This window comes from Streptomyces sp. NBC_01431 (genome assembly GCF_036231355.1).
Lineage (GTDB): Bacteria > Actinomycetota > Actinomycetes > Streptomycetales > Streptomycetaceae > Streptomyces.
In genome coordinates, this window is record NZ_CP109496.1 from 5811856 (window position 1) to 5831737 (window position 19882).

Annotated in this window: 13 protein-coding genes; 6 read left to right on the forward strand and 7 right to left on the reverse strand. The window is 71.8% G+C overall.

What is annotated here, in order from left to right; all coding sequences use genetic code 11:
- Positions 1–60: 60 nt before the first annotated feature.
- Entirely contained in the window at positions 61–1704 is a 1644-nt protein-coding gene (locus tag OG522_RS26545) for a glycoside hydrolase family 13 protein (RefSeq protein ID WP_329465508.1), read from the forward strand.
- Positions 1689–2738 (forward strand): LacI family DNA-binding transcriptional regulator, encoded by a 1050-nt coding sequence (locus OG522_RS26550; RefSeq protein WP_385088990.1) that lies wholly within the window; start codon positions 1689–1691, stop codon positions 2736–2738. The genes OG522_RS26545 and OG522_RS26550 overlap by 16 nt, the downstream gene beginning before the upstream one ends.
- 27 nt (positions 2739–2765) lie before the next feature.
- On the opposite strand, the gene cynS is transcribed toward OG522_RS26550, so the two are convergent.
- Complete coding sequence (gene cynS, locus OG522_RS26555) at positions 2766–3236, reverse strand: cyanase (protein ID WP_329465510.1); 471 nt, start codon at positions 3234–3236, stop codon at positions 2766–2768.
- Positions 3237–3316: 80 nt separating this feature from the next.
- On the reverse strand, positions 3317–3937 hold the full coding sequence (locus OG522_RS26560; RefSeq protein WP_329465511.1) for a carbonic anhydrase: 621 nt from the start codon (positions 3935–3937) through the stop codon (positions 3317–3319).
- Positions 3938–4072: 135 nt separating this feature from the next.
- On the opposite strand from OG522_RS26560, the gene cynR reads away from it, so the two are divergent.
- The 4 genes from cynR (at position 4073) to OG522_RS26580 (ending at position 14555) form a co-directional block, all read left to right on the forward strand.
- The gene (gene cynR, locus OG522_RS26565; RefSeq protein WP_329465512.1) at positions 4073–4969 is read left to right on the forward strand and encodes a transcriptional regulator CynR; all 897 of its coding nucleotides are present in this window, start codon (positions 4073–4075) and stop codon (positions 4967–4969) included.
- Positions 4970–5206: 237 nt separating this feature from the next.
- Positions 5207–6922: a carbohydrate-binding module family 20 domain-containing protein gene (locus tag OG522_RS26570; protein ID WP_329465513.1), complete on the forward strand. Its 1716-nt coding sequence runs from the start codon at positions 5207–5209 to the stop codon at positions 6920–6922.
- 211 nt (positions 6923–7133) lie between these two features.
- Positions 7134–12428 (forward strand): pullulanase-type alpha-1,6-glucosidase, encoded by a 5295-nt coding sequence (gene pulA / locus OG522_RS26575; RefSeq protein ID WP_329465514.1) that lies wholly within the window; start codon positions 7134–7136, stop codon positions 12426–12428.
- A 108-nt stretch (positions 12429–12536) separates the two neighbouring features.
- Positions 12537–14555 (forward strand): ATP-binding protein, encoded by a 2019-nt coding sequence (locus tag OG522_RS26580; RefSeq protein ID WP_329465515.1) that lies wholly within the window; start codon positions 12537–12539, stop codon positions 14553–14555.
- 4 nt (positions 14556–14559) lie between these two features.
- Here the strand turns inward: OG522_RS26580 and OG522_RS26585 are convergent, their stop codons facing one another.
- The 5 genes from OG522_RS26585 to OG522_RS26605 all read right to left on the reverse strand — a co-directional run bounded on the left by OG522_RS26585 (position 14560) and on the right by OG522_RS26605 (position 19814).
- Positions 14560–15081 (reverse strand): GNAT family N-acetyltransferase, encoded by a 522-nt coding sequence (locus OG522_RS26585; protein ID WP_329465516.1) that lies wholly within the window; start codon positions 15079–15081, stop codon positions 14560–14562.
- Positions 15082–15103: 22 nt separating this feature from the next.
- Positions 15104–15817, reverse strand: a complete 714-nt coding sequence (locus OG522_RS26590; RefSeq protein ID WP_329465517.1) for a TetR/AcrR family transcriptional regulator — start codon at positions 15815–15817, stop codon at positions 15104–15106.
- A gap of 41 nt (positions 15818–15858) precedes the next feature.
- Positions 15859–16926, reverse strand: a complete 1068-nt coding sequence (locus tag OG522_RS26595; protein WP_329465518.1) for a PDR/VanB family oxidoreductase — start codon at positions 16924–16926, stop codon at positions 15859–15861.
- A gap of 1 nt (position 16927) precedes the next feature.
- Positions 16928–17815 (reverse strand): metal-dependent hydrolase, encoded by an 888-nt coding sequence (locus OG522_RS26600; RefSeq protein WP_329465519.1) that lies wholly within the window; start codon positions 17813–17815, stop codon positions 16928–16930.
- 64 nt (positions 17816–17879) lie between these two features.
- Entirely contained in the window at positions 17880–19814 is a 1935-nt protein-coding gene (locus OG522_RS26605) for a hypothetical protein (protein WP_443074754.1), read from the reverse strand.
- Positions 19815–19882 lie beyond the last annotated feature (68 nt).

A 19882-nucleotide genomic window follows, 5' to 3' on the forward strand; every position in this document is an offset into this window, starting at 1 on the left:
GGCCCCCGAACGCACCAGGTTTCTCGGGGGCCCGTGCCCCCCGACCCCGTTAAGGACGACATGACCCAGCACATCGCTGCCCCCCGCCCCCAGACCACCGGCACCCAGTGGTGGCGGGACGCCGTGATCTACCAGGTCTATCCGCGCAGCTTCGCCGACGGGAACGGCGACGGCATGGGCGACCTCGAAGGCGTGCGCAGCCGGCTGCCGCACCTGCGCGACCTCGGGGTCGACGCGGTGTGGCTCTCGCCCTTCTACGCCTCCCCGCAGGCCGACGCCGGCTACGACGTCGCCGACTACCGGGCCATCGACCCGATGTTCGGCACCCTGCTCGACGCCGACGCGCTGATCCGCGACGCCCACGAGCTGGGCCTGCGCATCATCGTGGACCTCGTACCCAACCACTCCTCCGACCAGCACGAGTGGTTCAAGCGCGCCCTCGCGGAGGGGCCGGGCTCCCCGCTGCGAGCCCGCTACCACTTCCGCCCCGGCAAGGGCGAGGACGGTCAACTCCCGCCCAACGACTGGGAGTCCATCTTCGGAGGACCCGCCTGGACGCGGACGGCCGACGGCGAGTGGTACCTGCACCTGTTCGCCCCCGAGCAGCCCGACCTCAACTGGGACCATCCGGCGGTCGCCGACGAGTTCCGCTCCATCCTGCGCTTCTGGCTCGACATGGGCGTCGACGGATTCCGCATCGACGTCGCCCACGGCCTGGTCAAGGCTCCCGGCCTGCCCGACATCGGCGGCGGCGAGCAGCTCAAGCTCCTCGGCAACGACACCATGCCCTTCTTCGACCAGGAGGGCGTCCACGAGATCTACCGCTCCTGGCGCACCATCCTCGACGAGTACGACGGCGAGCGCATCGCCGTCGCCGAGGCATGGACCCCCACGGTCGAGCGGACCGCGCTGTACGTCCGCCCCGACGAACTGCACCAGGCCTTCAACTTCCAGTATCTGGGCGCCCCTTGGGAGGCGGCGGCACTGCGCGAGGTCATCGACGTGTCGCTCGCCGCGATGCGCCCGGTCGGCGCCCCCGCCACCTGGGTCCTGTCCAACCACGATGTCACCCGGCACGCCACCCGGTTCGCCAACCCGCAGGGCCTGGGCACCCAGCTGCGCACCCCGGGCGACCGCGAACTCGGCCTGCGCCGGGCGCGCGCGGCCACCCTCCTGATGCTGGCCCTGCCGGGCTCGGCCTACGTCTACCAGGGCGAGGAGCTGGGGCTCCCCGACGTCACCGACCTGCCCGACGAGGTGCGCCAGGACCCGTCGTTCTTCCGCGCCGCCGGGCAGGACGGCTTCCGCGACGGCTGCCGCGTCCCGATCCCGTGGACCGCCGAGGGCAGCTCGTACGGGTTCGGCAGCGGTGGCAGCTGGCTTCCGCAGCCCGACTCCTGGGGCGCGCTGAGCGTCGAGGCGCAGACCGGCGACCCGGACTCGACCCTGGAGCTGTACCGCCGGGCCATCGCGGCCCGCCGCGCCCACCCGGGCCTGGGCGCCGGGGACGACGTGCGCTGGCTGGACGCACCGCAGGGCGTGCTGGCTTTCGCCCGCGAGGGCTTCGTGTGCACGGTGAACCTGACGGCGGAGCCGGTCCGTCTGGCGGTGCCCGGCCGGTTCATCCTGGCGAGCGGTCACGTCGCACTGGACGGCGACGAGTTCGACCTTCCCTGCGACACGGCCGTGTGGTGGGCGGTGTGAGCCATCCCGGGCAGCCGGGCGGGCCGCGGCTCGCCGAGATCGCGGCGCAGGCCGCGGTCAGCGAGGCCACCGTCAGCCGCGTGCTCAACGCGAAGCCCGGGGTCTCCGACCCCACCCGCCAGCGTGTGCTCGCCGCCCTGGACGTCCTCGGCTGGGAACGCCCGGCCCGGCTGCGCCGACGCAGCGCGGGGCTGATCGGCCTGGTCACCCCGGAGCTGACCAACCCGATCTTCCCCGCGTTCGCGCAGGCGGTGGAGCAGGTCCTCGCGGGCCACGGCTACACCCCCGTCCTGTGCACCCAACTGCCGGGCGGGCCAACCGAGGACGAACTGGTCGAGCAGCTGGAGGAGCGCGGCGTCAACGGCATCGTCTTCCTGTCCGGGCTGCACTCGGACACGTCGAGCGACCCGGCCCGCTACCGGGCGCTGGCCGAACGGGGCGTTCCGTACGTCCTGGTCAACGGCTACAACGAGGCGATCCGCGCACCCTTCGTCTCGCCGGACGACCACGCGGCGATGCGGATGGCGGTGGGTCACCTGGCCGACCTCGGGCACACCCGCGTCGGCCTCGCGCTCGGCCCGCTGCGCTACGTCCCCTCCCGCCGCAAGACGGAGGGGTTCACCATGGCGCTGGGGGAGCGGATGGGGCTGCGGGAGGCGGAGGCCGCGGCGTACGTCCGGCACACGCTGTTCAGCGTGGAGGGCGGCCAGGTGGCCGCGGGCACCCTGCTCGACCAGGGCTGCACGGGCATCGTCTGCGGCAGCGACATGATGGCGCTGGGCGTGGTGCGCGCGGCCCGCGAACGCGGCCTGGACGTACCGGCGGACGTCTCGGTGGTCGGCTTCGACGACTCCCAGCTCATCGCCTTCACCGACCCACCCCTCACCACGGTCCGCCAGCCGGTCCAGGCGATGGCGACGGCGGCGGTGTCGGCCCTGCTGGAGGAAATAGCCGGCACGCCGGTCCAGCAGACGGAGTTCATCTTCCAGCCGGAGCTGGTGGTGCGGGGGTCCACGGCGCGGGCACGGGGCTGAAACCCCGGCCGGTAAGAGCCGTCCGGGTCAGAACGGCTTCGTCGGGAGGTACTTGCCGTCCAGGGTGATCACGGCGCGCTCCCCGCCCTCGGGGTCGGCGACCTTCTTCACGTCCAGCCTGAAGTTGATCGCGCTGATGATGCCGTCCCCGAACTGCTCGTGCACCAGTGCCTTCAGTGTCGTGCCGTACACCTGAAGCATCTCGTAGAAGCGGTAGATCGTCGGGTCGGTGGGGATGCCGCCGGGGATCGATCCGCGGCTCGGGATGGTCTGGAGCAGCAGCGCGGCGTCGTCGTCCAGGCCGAGCAGCGCCGCGACGGCCCGTGCGGACTCGGCGGGCAGCGGGTGCTGGCCGAGCACGGCCGCGGTGACGAAGGCGACCGAGAGGCCCGCCGCGTCGGCGATCTGCTGCCAGGACAGGTCCTTGCGTACCTTCGCCTCTACGGCGCTCGCGGCCAGGGCCTGACGGGCGGTGGTGTCGAACTGGGCGTGGATCATGGCGTAACTCCTGTGGGGTGAAGGGGAGGGTGAGGGTGGCTAGCTGAGTGATTCGTGGTGATTCGTGCTGGTTTAAGGGTTCAGGGGCTCAGGGGTTCGAGCAGGGCTTGATTGGCTTGGGCGGCGGGCCGCTGACCGTCGGTGCCGAGGTCTTCCACCGTCCCCGTCGGGATGTCGTACACCCAGCCGTGCAGCCCGAGCCGGTTCTTTGCCAACGCGCGGGCCACCGACGGGTGGGTGGCCAGGTTCGCCAGCTGAGCCAGGACGTTGGCGCGTACCAGGGCGTCGAGTTCCCCGGTGCCCGCGCGGGCCGGTGCGGCGTCGGCGTGGCGCAGCCAGTCGGCGATCGCGGGCAGGCCCGCGAGGTCGTGCCGCTCGGCCAGCGCGGTCATCGCGCCGCAGGCCGAGTGGCCGCAGACCACGATGTCGCTGACGCCGAGGACGGCGACGGCGTACTCGATGCTGGCCGCGACGCCGTCCGGGCCCGGGGTGTGCGCGGGCACCAGGTTCCCGGCGGTGCGGATGACGAACAGCTCGCCCGGCTCGCTCTGGGTGATCAGCTCCGGGACCACCCGGGCGTCGGAACAGCTGATGAAGAGCGTCGCGGGGGTGTGGGTGGCGGCGAGGTAGGCGAAGAGGTCCGCCTTGGTGGGGAAGACGCCGTGCTGGAAGCGCGCGACGCCCTCGGCGAGGTCTTGCATGGTCTCTCCCTTCGGTGGCTGTCGGCCCCGAGGGGCTGACGGGATCCACCATGCATGAGCTGGAGCTATAGCGTCCAAGTCGTAATTTCGATGTCTGCTATTGGTTACGTCTATGACTCATCTAGGGTGGGTTTCATGGCTCCGGAACTACGTCATCTGCGCTATCTGCTCGCCGTCGCCGAGCAGGGCAGCTTCACCCGCGCCGCCGAAGAGCTGCGCGTCTCCCAGCCCACGCTCTCCCAGCAGGTCAAGCAGCTGGAGCGGGCCGTCGGCGCCCAGCTCCTCGACCGGACCGGACGCTCGGTACGGCTCACCGACGCGGGCGAGACCTACGCGCACTACGCGCGGCGCGCCCTGCGGGACCTGGCCGCCGCCGAGCGTGCCGTCCTCGACGTCGCCGACCTCTCCCGCGGCAGCCTGCGGCTGGCGGTGACCCCGACCTTCACCGCGTACCTCGTCGGCCCCCTCGTCGCGGAGCTGCACGCCCGCCACCCCGCGATCACCCTGGACGTACGGGAGCTGGCGCAGGACCGCATCGAAGCGGCGCTGCTCGCCGACGAACTCGACCTGGGCATCGCCTTCCATGGTCCGCACCTGCCCGGCATCGAGGCCACCGCGCTGTTCACCGAGACCCTCGGACTCGTCGTCGGAGCATCGGACGCGGGCGCCCGGGTGCTGCCGGTTCGTGACCTGGCGGAACATCAACTGGCCCTTCTCAGCGGCGACTTCGCCACCCGCGGGCACATCGACGGCTACCTCGCGCGGCACCGCGTCACCCCGCGCATCGCGATCGAGGCCAACTCCATTCAGGCGCTGACCGAGATCGTCCGGCGCACCCCGCTCGCCACCGTGCTGCCCGACGCCGTCACGCACGACCACCCCCATCTGGTGCCCGTCGCGCTGGAACCGCCCCTGCCCGCCCGCACGGTCGTCCTGCTGCGCCGCGAGAGCGCCTATCGGAGCGCGGCGGCACGGGAGTTCACCCGGCTCACCGCCGAACTGGTCCGCGCCCGCGGCTACGCCCCGGCCTGAGCGGCGCCGGAACCGGTGCGCGGGCGGTGACGCCCCGGCCCGAACACCCCGGGCGCGACCGCAACTCCTTGCAGCAGTGCAATCTCACGCCTCGGATTCTGCCCAAACCGTTGACCAGAGCCTCACCCCCTCCTACGGTCACCTGCTCAGAAGTGCTTTCAGTCTTGCAGCAAGAACATTCAATCCCCGCTGAAACAGCTGAAACACCTCCCCGAGCCGCAGGAGGACCCGCCCCCCATGAAGCCCCTCGTCAAGCCACCGTCCAGAAGCCGCCGCACCGCCGCGGCCCTCGCCTTCGTGACGGCCGCAGTCACGGCCGTCCTCGCGAGCCCCGGCGCCCCCACCGCCGCCGCGTCCGCCCCCGGTGACCGGGACGTCACCGCCGAACTCTTCGAGTGGTCGTACGCCTCCGTCGCCAAGGAGTGCACGAACACCCTCGGCCCGGCCGGGTACGGCTACGTCGAGGTGTCGCCCGCCACCGAGCACATCCAGGGCCCCCAGTGGTGGACCTCGTACCAGCCCGTCAGCTACAAGATCGCCGGACGGCTCGGCGACCGCACGGCCTTCAAGAACATGATCGACACCTGCCACGCGGCCGGCGTCAAGGTCGTCGCGGACGCAGTCATCAACCACATGGCGGCCGGCTCCGGCACCGGCACCGGCGGATCCGCGTACACCAAGTACAACTACCCCGGGACCTACCAGTCCCAGGACATGGACGACTGCACCACCACGATCAACAACTACGCCGACCGCTGGAACGTGCAGCACTGCGAACTCGTCGGGCTCGCCGACCTCGACACCAACGAGCCGTACGTCCGCACCAGGATCGCCCAGTACCTCAACGACCTGCTGTCCCTCGGTGTCGACGGGCTGCGCATCGACGCCGCCAAGCACATCGCCACCGAGGACATAGCCGCCATCAAGGCCCAGCTCGCCAACCCCTCCGCCTATCTCAAGCAGGAGGTCATCTACGGCGCGGGCGAGGCCGTGCAGCCCACCGAGTACCTGCCCAACGGCGACGTCCAGGAGTTCCGGTACGGGCGCGACCTCAAGCGGGTCTTCACCGGCGAGAAGCTCGCCGAGCTGAAGAACTTCGGCGAGGCCTGGGGCTATCTGCCCAGCGGTCAGGCCGCGGTGTTCGTCGACAACTGGGACACCGAGCGCAACGGCTCCACCCTCAACTACAAGGACGGCGCGAACTACACCCTCGCCAACGTCTTCATGCTGGCCTGGCCCTACGGCTCGCCCGACGTCCACTCCGGGTACGAGTTCACCGACAACGACGCGGGCCCGCCCAACGGCGGCACGGTCAACGCCTGTTTCGCGGACGGCTGGAAGTGCCAGCACAAGTGGCCCGAGATCCAGAGCATGGTCGGCTTCCACAACACCGCGAAGGGCCAGTCCGTCACCGACTGGTGGGACAACGGCGGCAACCAGATCGCGTTCGGCCGCGGCTCCAAGGCGTACGTCGCCATCAACCACGAGTCCACCGCGCTGACCCGCACCTTCCAGACCTCGCTGGCCGCCGGTGACTACTGCGACGTGCAGAGCGGGAAGGGCGTGACGGTCAACTCCGCGGGCCAGTTCACCGCCACCCTCGGCGCCAACACCGCCGTGGCCCTCCAGGTCAACGCCCGTACCTGCGCGGCCAGTTCGGCCACCGGGGCCTCCTTCGCCGTGAACGCCACCACGGCCGTCGGCCAGAACGTCTACGTCACCGGCGACCAGGTGGCCCTGGGCAACTGGGACACGGGCAGCGCCCTGAAGCTCGACCCGGCGAGCTACCCGGTGTGGAAACTCGACGTCGCCCTGCCCGCCGGTACGTCGTTCGCGTACAAGTACCTCCGCAAGGACGGCGGCGGCAACGTCACCTGGGAGAGCGGCGCCAACCGCACCGCCACTGTCCCGGCCGGCGGCCAGGTCGCGCTCAACGACACCTGGCGCGACTGACCCTCCCCCCGATCAGGCCGCCCGGCGCCCCACCCGACCCCGCCGGGCGCCGGGCGGCCCCCAATCTTTGTGCGGCCTTCGCCCAGCCCCGCACGACCAAGAACCCCGCACGACGAGGCCCCTGTACGGCAAAGAACCCCGAACGACCAAGAGCCCCGAACCACTAAGAACCCCGTACGACCGAGACCCCCGCTCAACCGAGGAGCACCCGGTGATCCCCCTGCGAAGAACGGCTGTCGCGCTCGTGGCCGCCCTGTGCGCGGCGCTCGTGCCCGCGCTCCCGGCCACGGCCGCGCCGAAGCCGCCCGCGCCGCCCAGTGACGCCAAGCTCGCCGCCGAACCGGCCCGGCACGACGCGCCGCGCGAGCAGTTCTACTTCGTCCTGCCGGACCGGTTCGCCGACGGGGACACCTCCAACGACCGCGGCGGCCTGGTCGGTTCGCGCCTGGAGACCGGGTACGACCCGACCGACAAGGGCTTCTTCCAGGGCGGTGACCTCAAGGGGATCACCCAGAAGCTCGACTACATCAAGGGGCTCGGCACCACGGCGATCTGGCTCGCCCCGATCTTCAAGAACAAGCCCGTGCAGGGCACCGGCAAGGACGCGTCCGCCGGGTACCACGGGTACTGGATCACCGACTTCACCCAGGTCGACCCGCACTTCGGCACCAATGCCGACCTCGCCAAGCTCATCGCGGTGGCGCACGCCAAGGGCATGAAGGTCTTCTTCGACGTCATCACCAACCACACCGCCGACACCGTGGACTACGCGGAGAAGCAGTACGGCTACCGGCCCAAGGGCGCCTACCCCTACCTGGACACCACCGGCCACCCCTTCGACGACCGCACGGGCATGAGGAAGGTCGACGCCAACTCCTTCCCCTACACGCCCGTCGTGACGGAGAAGAAGGTCCCGGCCTGGCTCAACGACCCGACGATGTACCACAACCGGGGCGATTCGACGTTCGCCGGTGAGAGCGCCGAGTACGGCGACTTCTCCGGCCTCGACGACCTGTGGACCGAGCGGCCGGAGGTCGTCTCCGGCATGGAGCAGATCTACGAGAAGTGGGTCCACGACTTCGCCGTGGACGGCTTCCGCATCGACACCGTCAAGAACGTCGACCTGGACTTCTGGACCCAGTGGGCGACCGCGCTCGACGCGTACGCCAAGAAGCGGGGGCGGCCGGACTTCTTCATGTTCGGCGAGACCTACTCCGCCGACCCCGCCGTCACCTCCCCGTACGTCACCCGGGGCCGCCTGGACGCCACGCTCGACTTCCCCTTCCAGGACGCGGCCCGCCAGTACGCCTCCCAGGGCGCCCCCGCCACCAAGCTCGCCGCCCTGTTCGCGGACGACTACCGCTACACCACCGACAAGGCCAACGCCTACGAGCAGGTCACCTTCCTCGGCAACCACGACATGGGCCGCATCGGCAGCTTCCTCAAGCAGGACCACCCGCAGGCGACCGACGCCGAACTGCTCCAGCGCGACAAGCTGGCCAACGAGCTGATGTTCTTCAGCCGGGGCAACCCGGTGGTCTACTACGGCGACGAGCAGGGCTTCACCGGCGCGGGCGGCGACAAGGACGCCCGCCAGACCATGTTCGCCTCCAAGGTCCCCGACTACCTGGCCGACGACGAACTGGGCACCGACCGCACCCACGCCTTCGACGCCTACGACCCCACCCACCCGCTGTACCGCGCCATCGCCGCCCTCTCCGCGCTCACCAAGGCCAACCCGGCCCTGCGCGACGGAATCCAGACGGAGCGCTACGCCAAGGACTCCGTCTACGCCTTCTCGCGCACGGATTCCTCGACGCACACCGAGTACCTCGTGGCCGTGAACAACGCGACCGAGCCGAAGACCGTTTCCGTCCCCGTCGTCTCCGCGGACGCCAACTACACGACGCTGTACGGCGGTTCCGGCCTCCTGCGCAGCGGGTCCGACGGCACGGTCGAGGTGACCGTGCCCGCGCTGTCCTCCCTCGTTCTGAAGGCGGCGGGCCCCGCGGCCGCGCCCGCCACCAAGCCGTCCATCACCCTGAAGGCTCCCGCGCCCGGCGCCACCGGAACCGTCGAGCTGTCGGCCGACGTCAGCGGGGGACAGCTCGACCGGGTCGTCTTCGCCGCGCAGAGCGGCAACGGTAAGTGGCAGACGCTCGGCTCCGCCGACCACGCCCCGTACAAAGTCACCCAGTACATGGACCTGGCCGCCGGAACTCCCGTGCGGTACAAGGCGGTCGTGGTCGACAGCAAGGGACACACCACCAGCGCGCTCGCCGCGACGACGGCCGGACAGGCGCCCGCGCCGGCCAAGCCGACGGCCGTCGAGCGCGACTGGGCCGTCGTCCACTACCAGCGCCCGGCGGGCGACTACGACGGCTGGCAGCTGAAGGCGGGCGACCAGAGCGCCGCCTTCACCGGACGGGACGCCTACGGCGCCTTCGCCTGGGTCAGGATCCCCCAGGGCGCCGCGTCCATCGCGTACACCGTCGTCAAGGGCGACAGCACCGACGGGCCGCAGCGCACCGTGGACCTGGGCCGCACCGGCGAGGTGTGGATCGCCCAGGGCAAGGACGGCCAGTCGGAGCAGGCACCGTCCGGCGCCCACCCGCCGCAGGACACCTCCAAGGTGATCGTGCACTACGCGCGGTCCGACGGCGACTACGACGGCTGGGGCCTGCACACCTGGACCGGCGCCGCCTCGCCCACCGACTGGTCCAAGCCGCTTGGGCCCACCGGACGGGACGCGTACGGGGTGACCTTCGAGGTGCCGCTCGCCAAGGGCGCGACCTCGCTCAGCTACATCCTGCACAAGGGCGACCAGAAGGACCTGCCCAGCGACCAGTCCCTGGATCTCGCGACGTACGGGAACGAGGTGTGGCTGCTCGCCGGAGAGCCCAAGTACCTTCTTCCGCAGGCAAGTTCGACGGCCTCGCTCGACCTCACCAAGGCCGAGGCGCAGTGGATCGACGCGAACACCGTCGTCTGGAAGGTCAAGGCGAGCGCCGCGACAAGTGAGCAGCTCGTGTACGCGCGCGGCGGCGGCATCACCGTCAAGGACGGCGCGCTCTCCGACGAGGGCCAGTGGCTGCGGCTCGCGCCCAGCGCGCTCAGCGACGCGCAGAAGGCCAAGTACCCGCAGCTGAAGGACTATCCGGCGTTCACCGTGGACCCCCGCGACCGCCCGCGCGTCCGCGAGGCCCTCACCGGGCAGCTCATCGCCACCCAGCGGGCCGCGAACGGCGCGCTCCTCGCCGCGACCGGCGTCCAGATCCCCGGCGTGCTCGACGCCCTGTACGACGGGACGAAGGCGGCGCTCGGCCCGGTTTTCGACCACGGCCGGCCCACCCTGTCCCTGTGGGCGCCCACCGCGCAGCAGGTCTCCCTCGACATCGACGGCCGCACCCTCGCGATGCGGCGCGACGACGCCAGCGGGGTGTGGTCGGTGCGCGGACCCGCGTCCTGGTCGGGCAAGCCGTACCTGTACGCCGTGAAGGTGTGGGCGCCGAGCGTGCAGCGGATCGTCACCAACAAGGTCACCGACCCCTACTCGACCGCGCTCACCGCCGACTCGGCCCGCAGCCTGGTGGTGGACCTCTCCGATCCGAAACTGGCCCCCCAGGGCTGGGCCACCCTCAAGAAGCCCGCGGCGGTGCCCCTGCGCGACGCCGAGATCCAGGAGCTCCAGATCCGGGACTTCTCGATCGCGGACCCCACCTCGCACCACCCCGGCCAGTACCTCGCCTTCACCGACACCGCCTCGGACGGCATGAAGCACCTCGCCCAGCTCGCGAAGTCGGGCACCTCCTACGTCCATCTGCTGCCCGCCTTCGACTTCGCCACCGTGCCGGAGAAGGAGTCCGAACAGGCGCTTCCCGCCTGTGACTTGAAGGTGTACGCGCCCGACTCCGAGGAGCAGCAGGCCTGCGTCGCGAAGGCGGCCGCGAAGGACGGATACAACTGGGGCTACGACCCGCTGCACTTCACCGTCCCCGAGGGCTCCTACGCCTCCGACCCCGACGGGACCCGCCGCACCGTCGAGTTCCGGCAGATGGTGCAGGGGCTCAACAAGGCGGGGCTGCGGACCGTCATGGACGTCGTCTACAACCACACCGCGGCGAGCGGTCAGGCCGACAACTCGGTCCTCGACAAGATCGTGCCCGGCTACTACCAGCGGCTGCTCGCCGACGGCAGCGTGGCCAACTCGACCTGCTGCGCCAACACCGCGCCCGAGAACGCGATGATGGGCAAGCTCGTGGTGGATTCGGTGGTGACCTGGGCCCGGCAGTACAAGGTCGACGGGTTCCGCTTCGACCTGATGGGCCACCACCCGAAGGCGAACATCCTCGCCGTGCGCAAGGCGCTGGACGCGCTGACGCCCGCCAAGGACGGCGTGGACGGCAAGAAGATCATCCTGTACGGCGAGGGCTGGAACTTCGGCGAGGTCGCCGACGACGCCCGCTTCGTGCAGGCCACCCAGAAGAACATGGCGGGCACCGGCATCGCCACCTTCTCCGACCGGGCCCGCGACGCGGTGCGCGGCGGCAGCCCCTTCGACGCCGACCCGGGCGTCCAGGGCTTCGCCTCCGGCCTCTACACCGACCCCAATTCCTCCGCGGCCAACGGCACCCCGGCCGAGCAGAAGGCCCGCCTCCTGCACTACCAGGACCTGCTGAAGGTGGGCCTGTCCGGCAGCCTCGCCGCGTACACCTTCACCGACAGTACCGGCCGCACCGTCAAGGGCTCCGACGTCGACTACAACGGCGCCCCGGCCGGATACGCGGCGAACCCCGGCGACGCGCTCGCCTACGCGGACGCCCACGACAACGAGTCGCTGTACGACGCGCTGGCCTTCAAGCTGCCCGCGGGCACCCCGGCCGCGGACCGTTCCCGCATGCAGGTCCTGGCCCTGGCCACCGCGGCGCTCTCGCAGGGGCCCGCGCTGGCCCAGGCCGGCAGTGACCTGCTGCGCTCCAAGTCCCTGGACCGCAACTCCTTCGACAGCGGCGACTGGTTCAACGCCATCCACTGGGACTGCCGCGCGGGCAACGGATTCGGGCGGGGGCTGCCCATGGCCGCCGACAACCAGGCCAAGTGGCTATACGCCAAGCCCCTGTTGACGAACCCGGCACTCGCCCCGGGCTGCGCCGAGATCAACGGGACCTCGGCCGCCTACCGGGACCTGCTCGCGATCCGCGCCGGCGAGCCCGCGTTCGGCCTCGCGACGGCCGGCGCGGTCCAGTCGGCGCTCTCCTTCCCGCTGTCCGGGCCCGACGAGACGCCAGGCGTGATCACGATGCGGCTCGGGGACCTGGTGGTCGTCTTCAACGCGACCCCGCGGTCCCAGGCCCAACTGGTGCCCGCGCTCGCGGGAACGCCGTACGCACTGCACCCCCGCCAGGCGTCCGGCGCCGACCCGGTGGTGAAAACGGCCACGTACGACCAGGGATCGGGACGCTTCACAGTCCCGGCCCGTACCGTTGCGGTCTTCAAGCAGCACTGAACCGGTCGTTCCAGGTCGTTCAACGAGCTATTTCGGTTGTTCCCCGCCCCGGGTTCCGTCGTGTTCCGCACGGTGGTCCAGACTGTGCCCGTGGTGGGGAACCTTCCTGTGGAGAGCACGAGTTTCATCGGGCGGTCGGCCGAGCTGGCCACCCTGGACAGCCTCCTCGAACAGCACCGTCTCGTCACCGTCACGGGGCCCGGGGGAGTCGGCAAATCCCGGCTCGCCCTGCGGACCGCCCGGCGGATCCAGGACCGCTATCCCGACGGGGTCTGGTGGGTGGAGCTGTCGCCGCTGCGGGACCGCGACTTACTCGCCGCCAGCGTCGCAGACGTCTTCGACCTCCCCGACCAGAGCCTGCGCACCGCCTGCGAGGCGCTGTGCGCCCAGCTCGCCGACAAACGATCCCTCCTCGTGCTCGACACCTGCGAACACCTGGTCAGCGCCTGCGGACACCTCATCGGCGAACTGCTCCAGACCTCGCCGGGGCTCACCGTCCTGGCCACCAGCCGACAACCGCTCGGCAGACCGCAGGAGCACGTCTTCGCGCTGGAGCCGCTGGCCGTCGACGGCGAGGGGCTGGCCCTCTTCAAGGAGCGGGCCACCGAGGCCGTGCCGCACCTCGACTTCGACACCCCGGCCCGCGCCGCCGCGGCCGCCGACGTCTGCCGCCGCCTCGACGGCATCCCGCTTGCCCTGGAACTCGCGGGCGCCCGGCTGCGGCTGTGGACCGTCGAGCAGCTCGCCGCCCGGCTCGGCTCCCGCTTCGAGGTGCTCGCCGACACCGGGGTCGCCGCCCTGCCCCGCCACCAGACGATGTGCACCGCCATTGGCTGGAGCCACGAACTGTGCGCACCCCTGGAACGGCTCCTGTGGGCGCGGCTCGCCGTGTTCGCGGGCGGCTTCGACCTCGCCGCCGCCCAGGAGATCGGCGCGGGCGGCCCCCTTCCCGCGGCCCGCGTCGAACAGGTCCTCGCCGCGCTCATCGACAAGTCGGTCGTCCGCGTCCGGCTCGCCGACCGCGGCCGCATGGACTACCACATGCTGGACACCATCCGCGAGTACGGGCTGCGCTGGTTGAACGAACTCGGCGAGGCGACCGAACTGGCCGACCGGCACGCCCGCCGGTTCCTTCGCACCGCCCACGAGGCCGAGGCGGCCTGGCTCGGCCCCGGCCAACTCGGCTGGTACGTACGCCTGGAGGCCGAGCACGCCGATCTGCGCACCGCCCTCGAACACCTCCTGACCACCGATCCCGAGGCCGCGCTCGACATGGCGGGCTCGCTCTGGTTCGTCTGGTTCTGCTGCGGACGGTTGCGCGAGGGCCGCGGTTACCTGGAACGCGCGCTCAAGAGCTGCCCGGAGCCAGGTCCCTACCGCGCCGGCGCCTTGTGGGCGCTCGGCATGACCGCCCTCCTGCAGGGTGACTTCGCCACCTCGTACCGGATCGGCGAGGAGTGCGCCGCCCGCCCCCCGATCGACCCCGAAGAGCGGCTGCGGACCGCCTACTTGTACGGTGCCAGCATTCTGATGCCCGGCGACCCGGAGCGGGCCCTCGGCATCCTCGACGCGGCCCTCGCCCAGGGCACCGACTTCTCGGCGGGCCGCGCGCTGTGCGTGCTCGCCAGGACCTACGCCCTCAACAACCTGGCTCGCCACACCGAAGCCGCCGCCGAAGCCGCCCGGCTGCGCGACGAGTGCGCCGCGCGCGGCGAGCACTGGATGCGGGCGTACGCCGACTACATGCTGGCCGTCAGCGCACTCGCCCTGGGCAGGCCCGCCGAAGCCGCCGCCCACGCCCGCGCCATGCTCGCCGGCAAACGCCTCCTGCACGACAGCTTCGGCATCGCCATCGGACTCGACGTGCTGGCCTGCGCGGTCGCCGCCCAGGGCGACGGCGAGGGGGGCGCGCTGCTCCTCGGCGTCGGTCAGGAGTGCTGGCGCACGGTCGGCAAGGCGCAGATGGGCGCGCCCGAACTCACCGCGGTGCGCGAGGAGTGCGAGAGCCGGGCGCGGGCGGCGCTCGGCGACGGAGCGTACGAGTCGGCCTTCGAGCGGGGGGTGTCCACCAACCTGGACGAAGGGCTCGGGCTCGCGCTCAAAATGGTCGCGCCGCACCGGAGTTGAGGCCTCACCGCAATGCGATGGCCTTCTCCATCAGCGTGACCGCGTAGGGGCTGCCGCCCCCGTCCGTCTTCGCGGGCTGCTCGCCGACCTTCGCGTACCCGGCGCCCTCGTAGTAGCCGCGCAGCCGCTCGTTGTCGGAGCGGCAGTCGAGCCGGCACAGCGCGCGGCCGCTCTCGGCGATCCTGCGCTCGGCGTGCGCGAGCAGCGCCTGCCCCGTGCCGCGCGGCGCCTCGGTACGGTCCACCATCAGGCGGTGCACATAACCGGCCTCCGGACCCCTCGCGCCCCAGGCCGCCTCGTCCTGCCACCACAGTTCGTACGCCCCGACGACCGCGCCCCGGCCGGTGCGGGCCAGCCAGACCTCGCCCTCCTTCATGCGCAGCCGAAAGTGCTCGGCGTCCTTGCCGCCGGGCTGCCACTGGTCGATGCCGTTGTCGAGCATCCAGCGTGCGGCGGCGTCGTACAGCGAGGTCAGCGCGGGCAGGGCGGACTCGTCGGCGAGGGTGAGGATCAGGTCGGAAGTCATGCCGTCGATCATGTACCAGAGGTCAGCCCGCGCGGGGCGCGGGCACCGCGGGCAGCAGGGCGCTCAGCCGGGACACCAGCTCGCCGAACGGCCCGTCGGCGGGCTCCTCGGCGAGCATCCGCAGCAGGATCGCCGCCATCTCCTGGTCGTAGGCGGCGCTCACCGCGGCCAGCGCCGCGAAGTCGTGCACCAGCTGCAACTCCAGCTCGCCGCGCGGAATTTGGCGGCCGTCCAGCCAGATCAGCGCCGTCGACTCGGCGAGCGAAACCCACGACCGGACGACCAACTCCAGCCGTGCGGACGGATGCTGGACGCGCAGATGCGCCAGGATCTGGAGGTAGGCGGCGTTGCGCACCTCGTCGATCATGGCGTTGGCGGTGGACGAACCGACGGCCGGACCGCCCCGCATCAGGGCGGAGAAGCCGGGACCGTGCTCGTCCACGAAGTCGAAGAACCGCCCCATCACCCGCAGCAGCCGGGCGCCGAGCGGCCCCTGGTGCGGCTCCACGAAGCGGCCCGCCAGCTCGTCCGCGGCCCGGCGCAACGCGGCCTCGTACAGGCTCTGCTTGCCGGGGAAGTAGTGATAGACCAGCGGCCGCGAAATCCCGGCGGCCGCCGCTATTTCATCGATGGACACATCGTCGGGCGAGCGGTGGCTGAACAGTTCGAGGGCGACCCCGATCAACTGCTGCCTGCGCTCGTCGACGCCCATCCTGCGCCGTACCCCGGTCGTCATGCGAACAGAGTACCTATACGTTCCGGCGGCCCGGTCACCCGCTAGAGGTCCAGCACCAGCTTCGGGCCCAGGCACCTCGATACGCAGATCAGCATCGAGTCGGCGCGCTCCGCGTCCGTGAGGAGCTCGTCGCGGTGGTCGATCTCGCCTGCCAGGACCCGCTGTTGGCAGGTTCCGCAGAAGCCCTGCTCGCAGGAGTACGAGAGGTTCGGGACCTCCTCGCGCAGGGCGGCGAGCACCGAGGTGTCCGCCGGGACGGCGACCGTGCGGCCCGAGCGGCGCAGCTCCACCTCGAAACCGGCGCCCGCCGTGGCCGCGGCCGGCGCGAACCGCTCCAGATGCGGGGTGCGGCCGTCCCCCAGCGCCCCGGTGACCGCGTCCATCAGCGGCTCGGGGCCGCAGCAGTGAACGGCGGCGTCCGCCGGGGAGCCGGCGAGGAAGGCGGCGAGGTCCGGCACTCCCGACTCGTCCTCGGGGACGACCGTGACAGCGGTGCCGCCCAGCTTCCCGATCTCATCGAGGAACGGCATCGTGGCCCGTGACCGCCCGCAGTACAGCAGCCGCCAGTCGCTTCCGGACGCCTCAACCGCCTGGACCATGGGGAGGATTGGCGTGATTCCGATGCCGCCCGCGATGAACGCGTACGAGGTGGCCGCCGCCAGCGGGAAGCGGTTGCGCGGGCCGCGCACCGACAGCTCGACCGCCTCCTGGAGCTGCTCGTGTACCTCGCGCGAACCGCCCCGGCCGTCCGCGATGAGCCGCGTGGCCACGGTGTACGAGAAGCGGTCGCGGGGGTCGCCGCACAGCGAGTACTGCCGTACCAGGCCGGACGGCAGGATCAGGTCGAGGTGCGCGCCGGGCTCCCACGCGGGCAGCTCGGCGCCGTCCAGGGCCTCCAGGCGCAGCTGTACGACGCCTTCGGCGGGCTCTCTCCGCTCGGTGACGGTCAGCTTCCGCGTCACCGTGGAGCGCCGGGTGCCGCGCCCCGATATGGGCTCCTCCAGGGCGGGCATCGGCCACAGCGGCGAGGCGGCGATGCGGCGGCGCAGCGCGCGCCGGGCCAGCAGCGCGGCCCCGGCGGCCAGGGCGAGGGTGGTGGCGCGTCGCATGTCAGCGGCCTCCGTTGGCACCGGGGGAGGCGGCGAGATAGGCGACGGCCTGGGCCGTGCTGCCCTCCTTGGAGGGGTGGTAGGCGCGGCTGAGGTAGCGGGGGATCGATTTCAGCATGGCGGGGGTGGAGGGCAGCATGCCCGTGCGGCCCGCCCGGTAGAACTGACCCAGGCTCGCCTTGCCTTCCGCCAGCGTCGGGTCGTTCGCCATGAAGAACCTGGCCCCGCGCTGCCAGAGGAAGGCGAGCGCGGCGAACGCGGTCGCCCAGGTGCGCACCCGGCGCCGGTAGCCGCCGTCGACGTGCATGAACAGCTCGAAGGCCACCGAGCGGTGCTCGACCTCCTCGGCGCCGTGCCAGCGCAGCAGGTCGAGCATCATCGGGTCGGCGCCGCGCCGGTCGAGCGTCTCGGCGTTGAGGATCCAGTTGCCGAGGAACGCCGTGTAGTGCTCGATCGCGGCGATCGTGGCGACCCGCTCCATCAGCCACCACTGCCGCGCCCTGCCCGGCGGCAGCGTCCGGTCTCCCAGCAGCTTCTCGAAGAGCCAGTCGACCTGCGCGGTGTACGGCGTCGGGTCGAGGCCGAGCTTCTTGAGATGGGGGAGTACGTCGTCGTGCGCGGCGGAGTGCATGGCCTCCTGGCCGATGAATCCGATGACGTCCTCGCGCAGCCGGTCGGCCGTGATGTACGGCAGGACCTGCTTGTACACGTGCACGAACCAGCGCTCACCGGCGGGCAGCAGCAGGTGCAGCACATTGATGGTGTGGCCGGTGAACGGGTCGCCGGGAATCCAATGGAGCGGGGTGTTCTCCCACTCGAAGGAGACGTTCCGGGCCTTGAGCTCGATGTGCTCCGAGGCCACCGGAGCGAGCTGCGGCGTATTAGACATGGCGTCAATGTACTGACGGGTACGCCGCAGCGACAGGGGTGTGCGCCGGATTGTTGGCCGGGACTCAGTGCAGGGTGGTGATCGGACTCCCGTCCGCGAGCCGCCCGTTGAGCTCGGCCCGCGCCCCCTCCCTGGCCCGGACGGCCAGCAGGTTGCCGTGCTCGCTCCCGGTGACCCCGCCGGACAGGGTGACCGAGGACACCTGCTCGCTGCCCGCCGCCAGTACGAACCAGGTGCCGCCGCGCGACTTCCACAGCACCCCGGCGAGCACCCGCGTCTCGCGCACCCCGCAGGCCGGGGAGTTCTCGGCGCGGGCCGCGATCGCGCCCGGCGACAGCTTCGTGGCGGGGGCCTGGAACTGGGCGAACACCCGGCTGCCCGCGCCCCGCCAGGTCTCGGCCCGGGTACAGATCCAGTCGGCGGTGCCATTGCTCTCGGGCAGCGCCTGCTGGGCGAACCGCCAGTCGTTGACCGTGCGCACCCCGTGCGAGCGGACGGTGGGCAGCAGACAGGCGGTCCGCGCCCAGCCCTCGCGCGCCGAACGGTCGCCGACGTCACGGGTGTCGGAGGGCGGGCCCCAGGTCAGCCGGGCCGGTGCCAGCTCGCCCAGGTCGCTGAAGAGCCGCACCCCGCTGTCGTCGCGGAACTCCAGCGCCTCCCACGACGTACAGGTCCGCGCCTGCGCGGGCGAGACGACCGGCTCGGTCACCCCGTCCCGGTCCCGGTGCAACGGGCGCGCGTCGGCCTGCGGGGTGAGCAGATCGCGTACCGATGCCTGGCGCACCCAGGGCGCGGTGAGGTACCGGACGTTGCCGTCGGTCCGCCCCACCACCAGCGCGCTCGCGGAGGCGGCGTCGGCGGCGTCGATCCGGGCGAAGTCCAGGGCCGCGCCGGACGTCCCGTCGCGCGGCTCGGCGTAGCGGGCCACCCGCAGCCCGTCGTAGAGGAGCACCACCCTGGCCCGGTCGACGTTCCCCGCGAACAGCAACTGCGGCGGCCCCATGGGCGGGCCCGATGGGGTGCCCGGCGTGGCCGACACCTGCACGGACTCGCCCGGCCGCGCCCAGACGGCGAGCGCCCGCCTCAACAGCGCCGAGTCGCCGACGAGAGCGCCCCGGGCCGGCCACACGGAGAAGTCCGTACGCGCCGCACGCGACCAGGCGGTGGGCTCGACCCGCAGCAGCCGGCCGGGGTCCAGTGCCGCCTGGGCGGCGGGGTTCTGCGCGTACGGCGGCGCGGCGGCGCCGTCGGGCTCCCAGCCGTCGCCCGGCAGGCCGATCAGCGCCCCGCACACCACGAGCGCCGCGACGGCGGCCAGTGCGGCCCGGCCGTGCTGGCGGCGGCGCATCAGATCGGTGGGCCGAGCCTGGAGCGAGCAGGCGTCGAACTCGGCGGATTCGAGCAGTCCCGCCTGGCTCTCGACACCGTCGGCCTCGTGGAGCGCCTGCCGTGCCCCGGCGACCCCCGCGGCGTTCAGCTCCGCACACACCTCGTCGTCGCCGAGCCGCTCCAGAGCGCGCAGCACATACGCCGCGCGGGCCGGCCCCGGCAGGGCCGACAGGCGCTGGTCCAGGGCGAGTTCATCGGCGCCGCCCGAGCGGGGGAACAGCCGCAGACCCCAGACCTGCGGCAGCAGTGGCGGAAACTGCGCCCGCTTGGGCCAGGCCCTGCGCCGCAGCGGGAGCCCGGCCTCCAGGGCCTGCCGCACCACCCGCCGCCGCACGTACACATACCCCGGATCGCCACCGCTCCCGGCCCGCCGCGCGCCGGGGATCAGCCCCTCGTCGGCCGCGGCGGCGCGGCGGCGCGGCAGCGAGCGCTGCACGATCGCGTGCGCGGTGAGTACCCGGCGGTTGCGCCCGAGGGAGGGCGGCAGCACAAGGTAGGCGAGCCGCACCAGCCGCGGATAGTGCTCGACGAGCGCGGCCTCGGCCTGCTCGACACCGACGGAGGGGGCGGGTGGGATGAGGATGTCCTGCTCTGGGGCCACGTTCAGCAAAACGAGCGAATGTTGAGATGGTCACCCGGTGCTCAACTGGCGTACGCACACCGTCAGTTGACAGGACA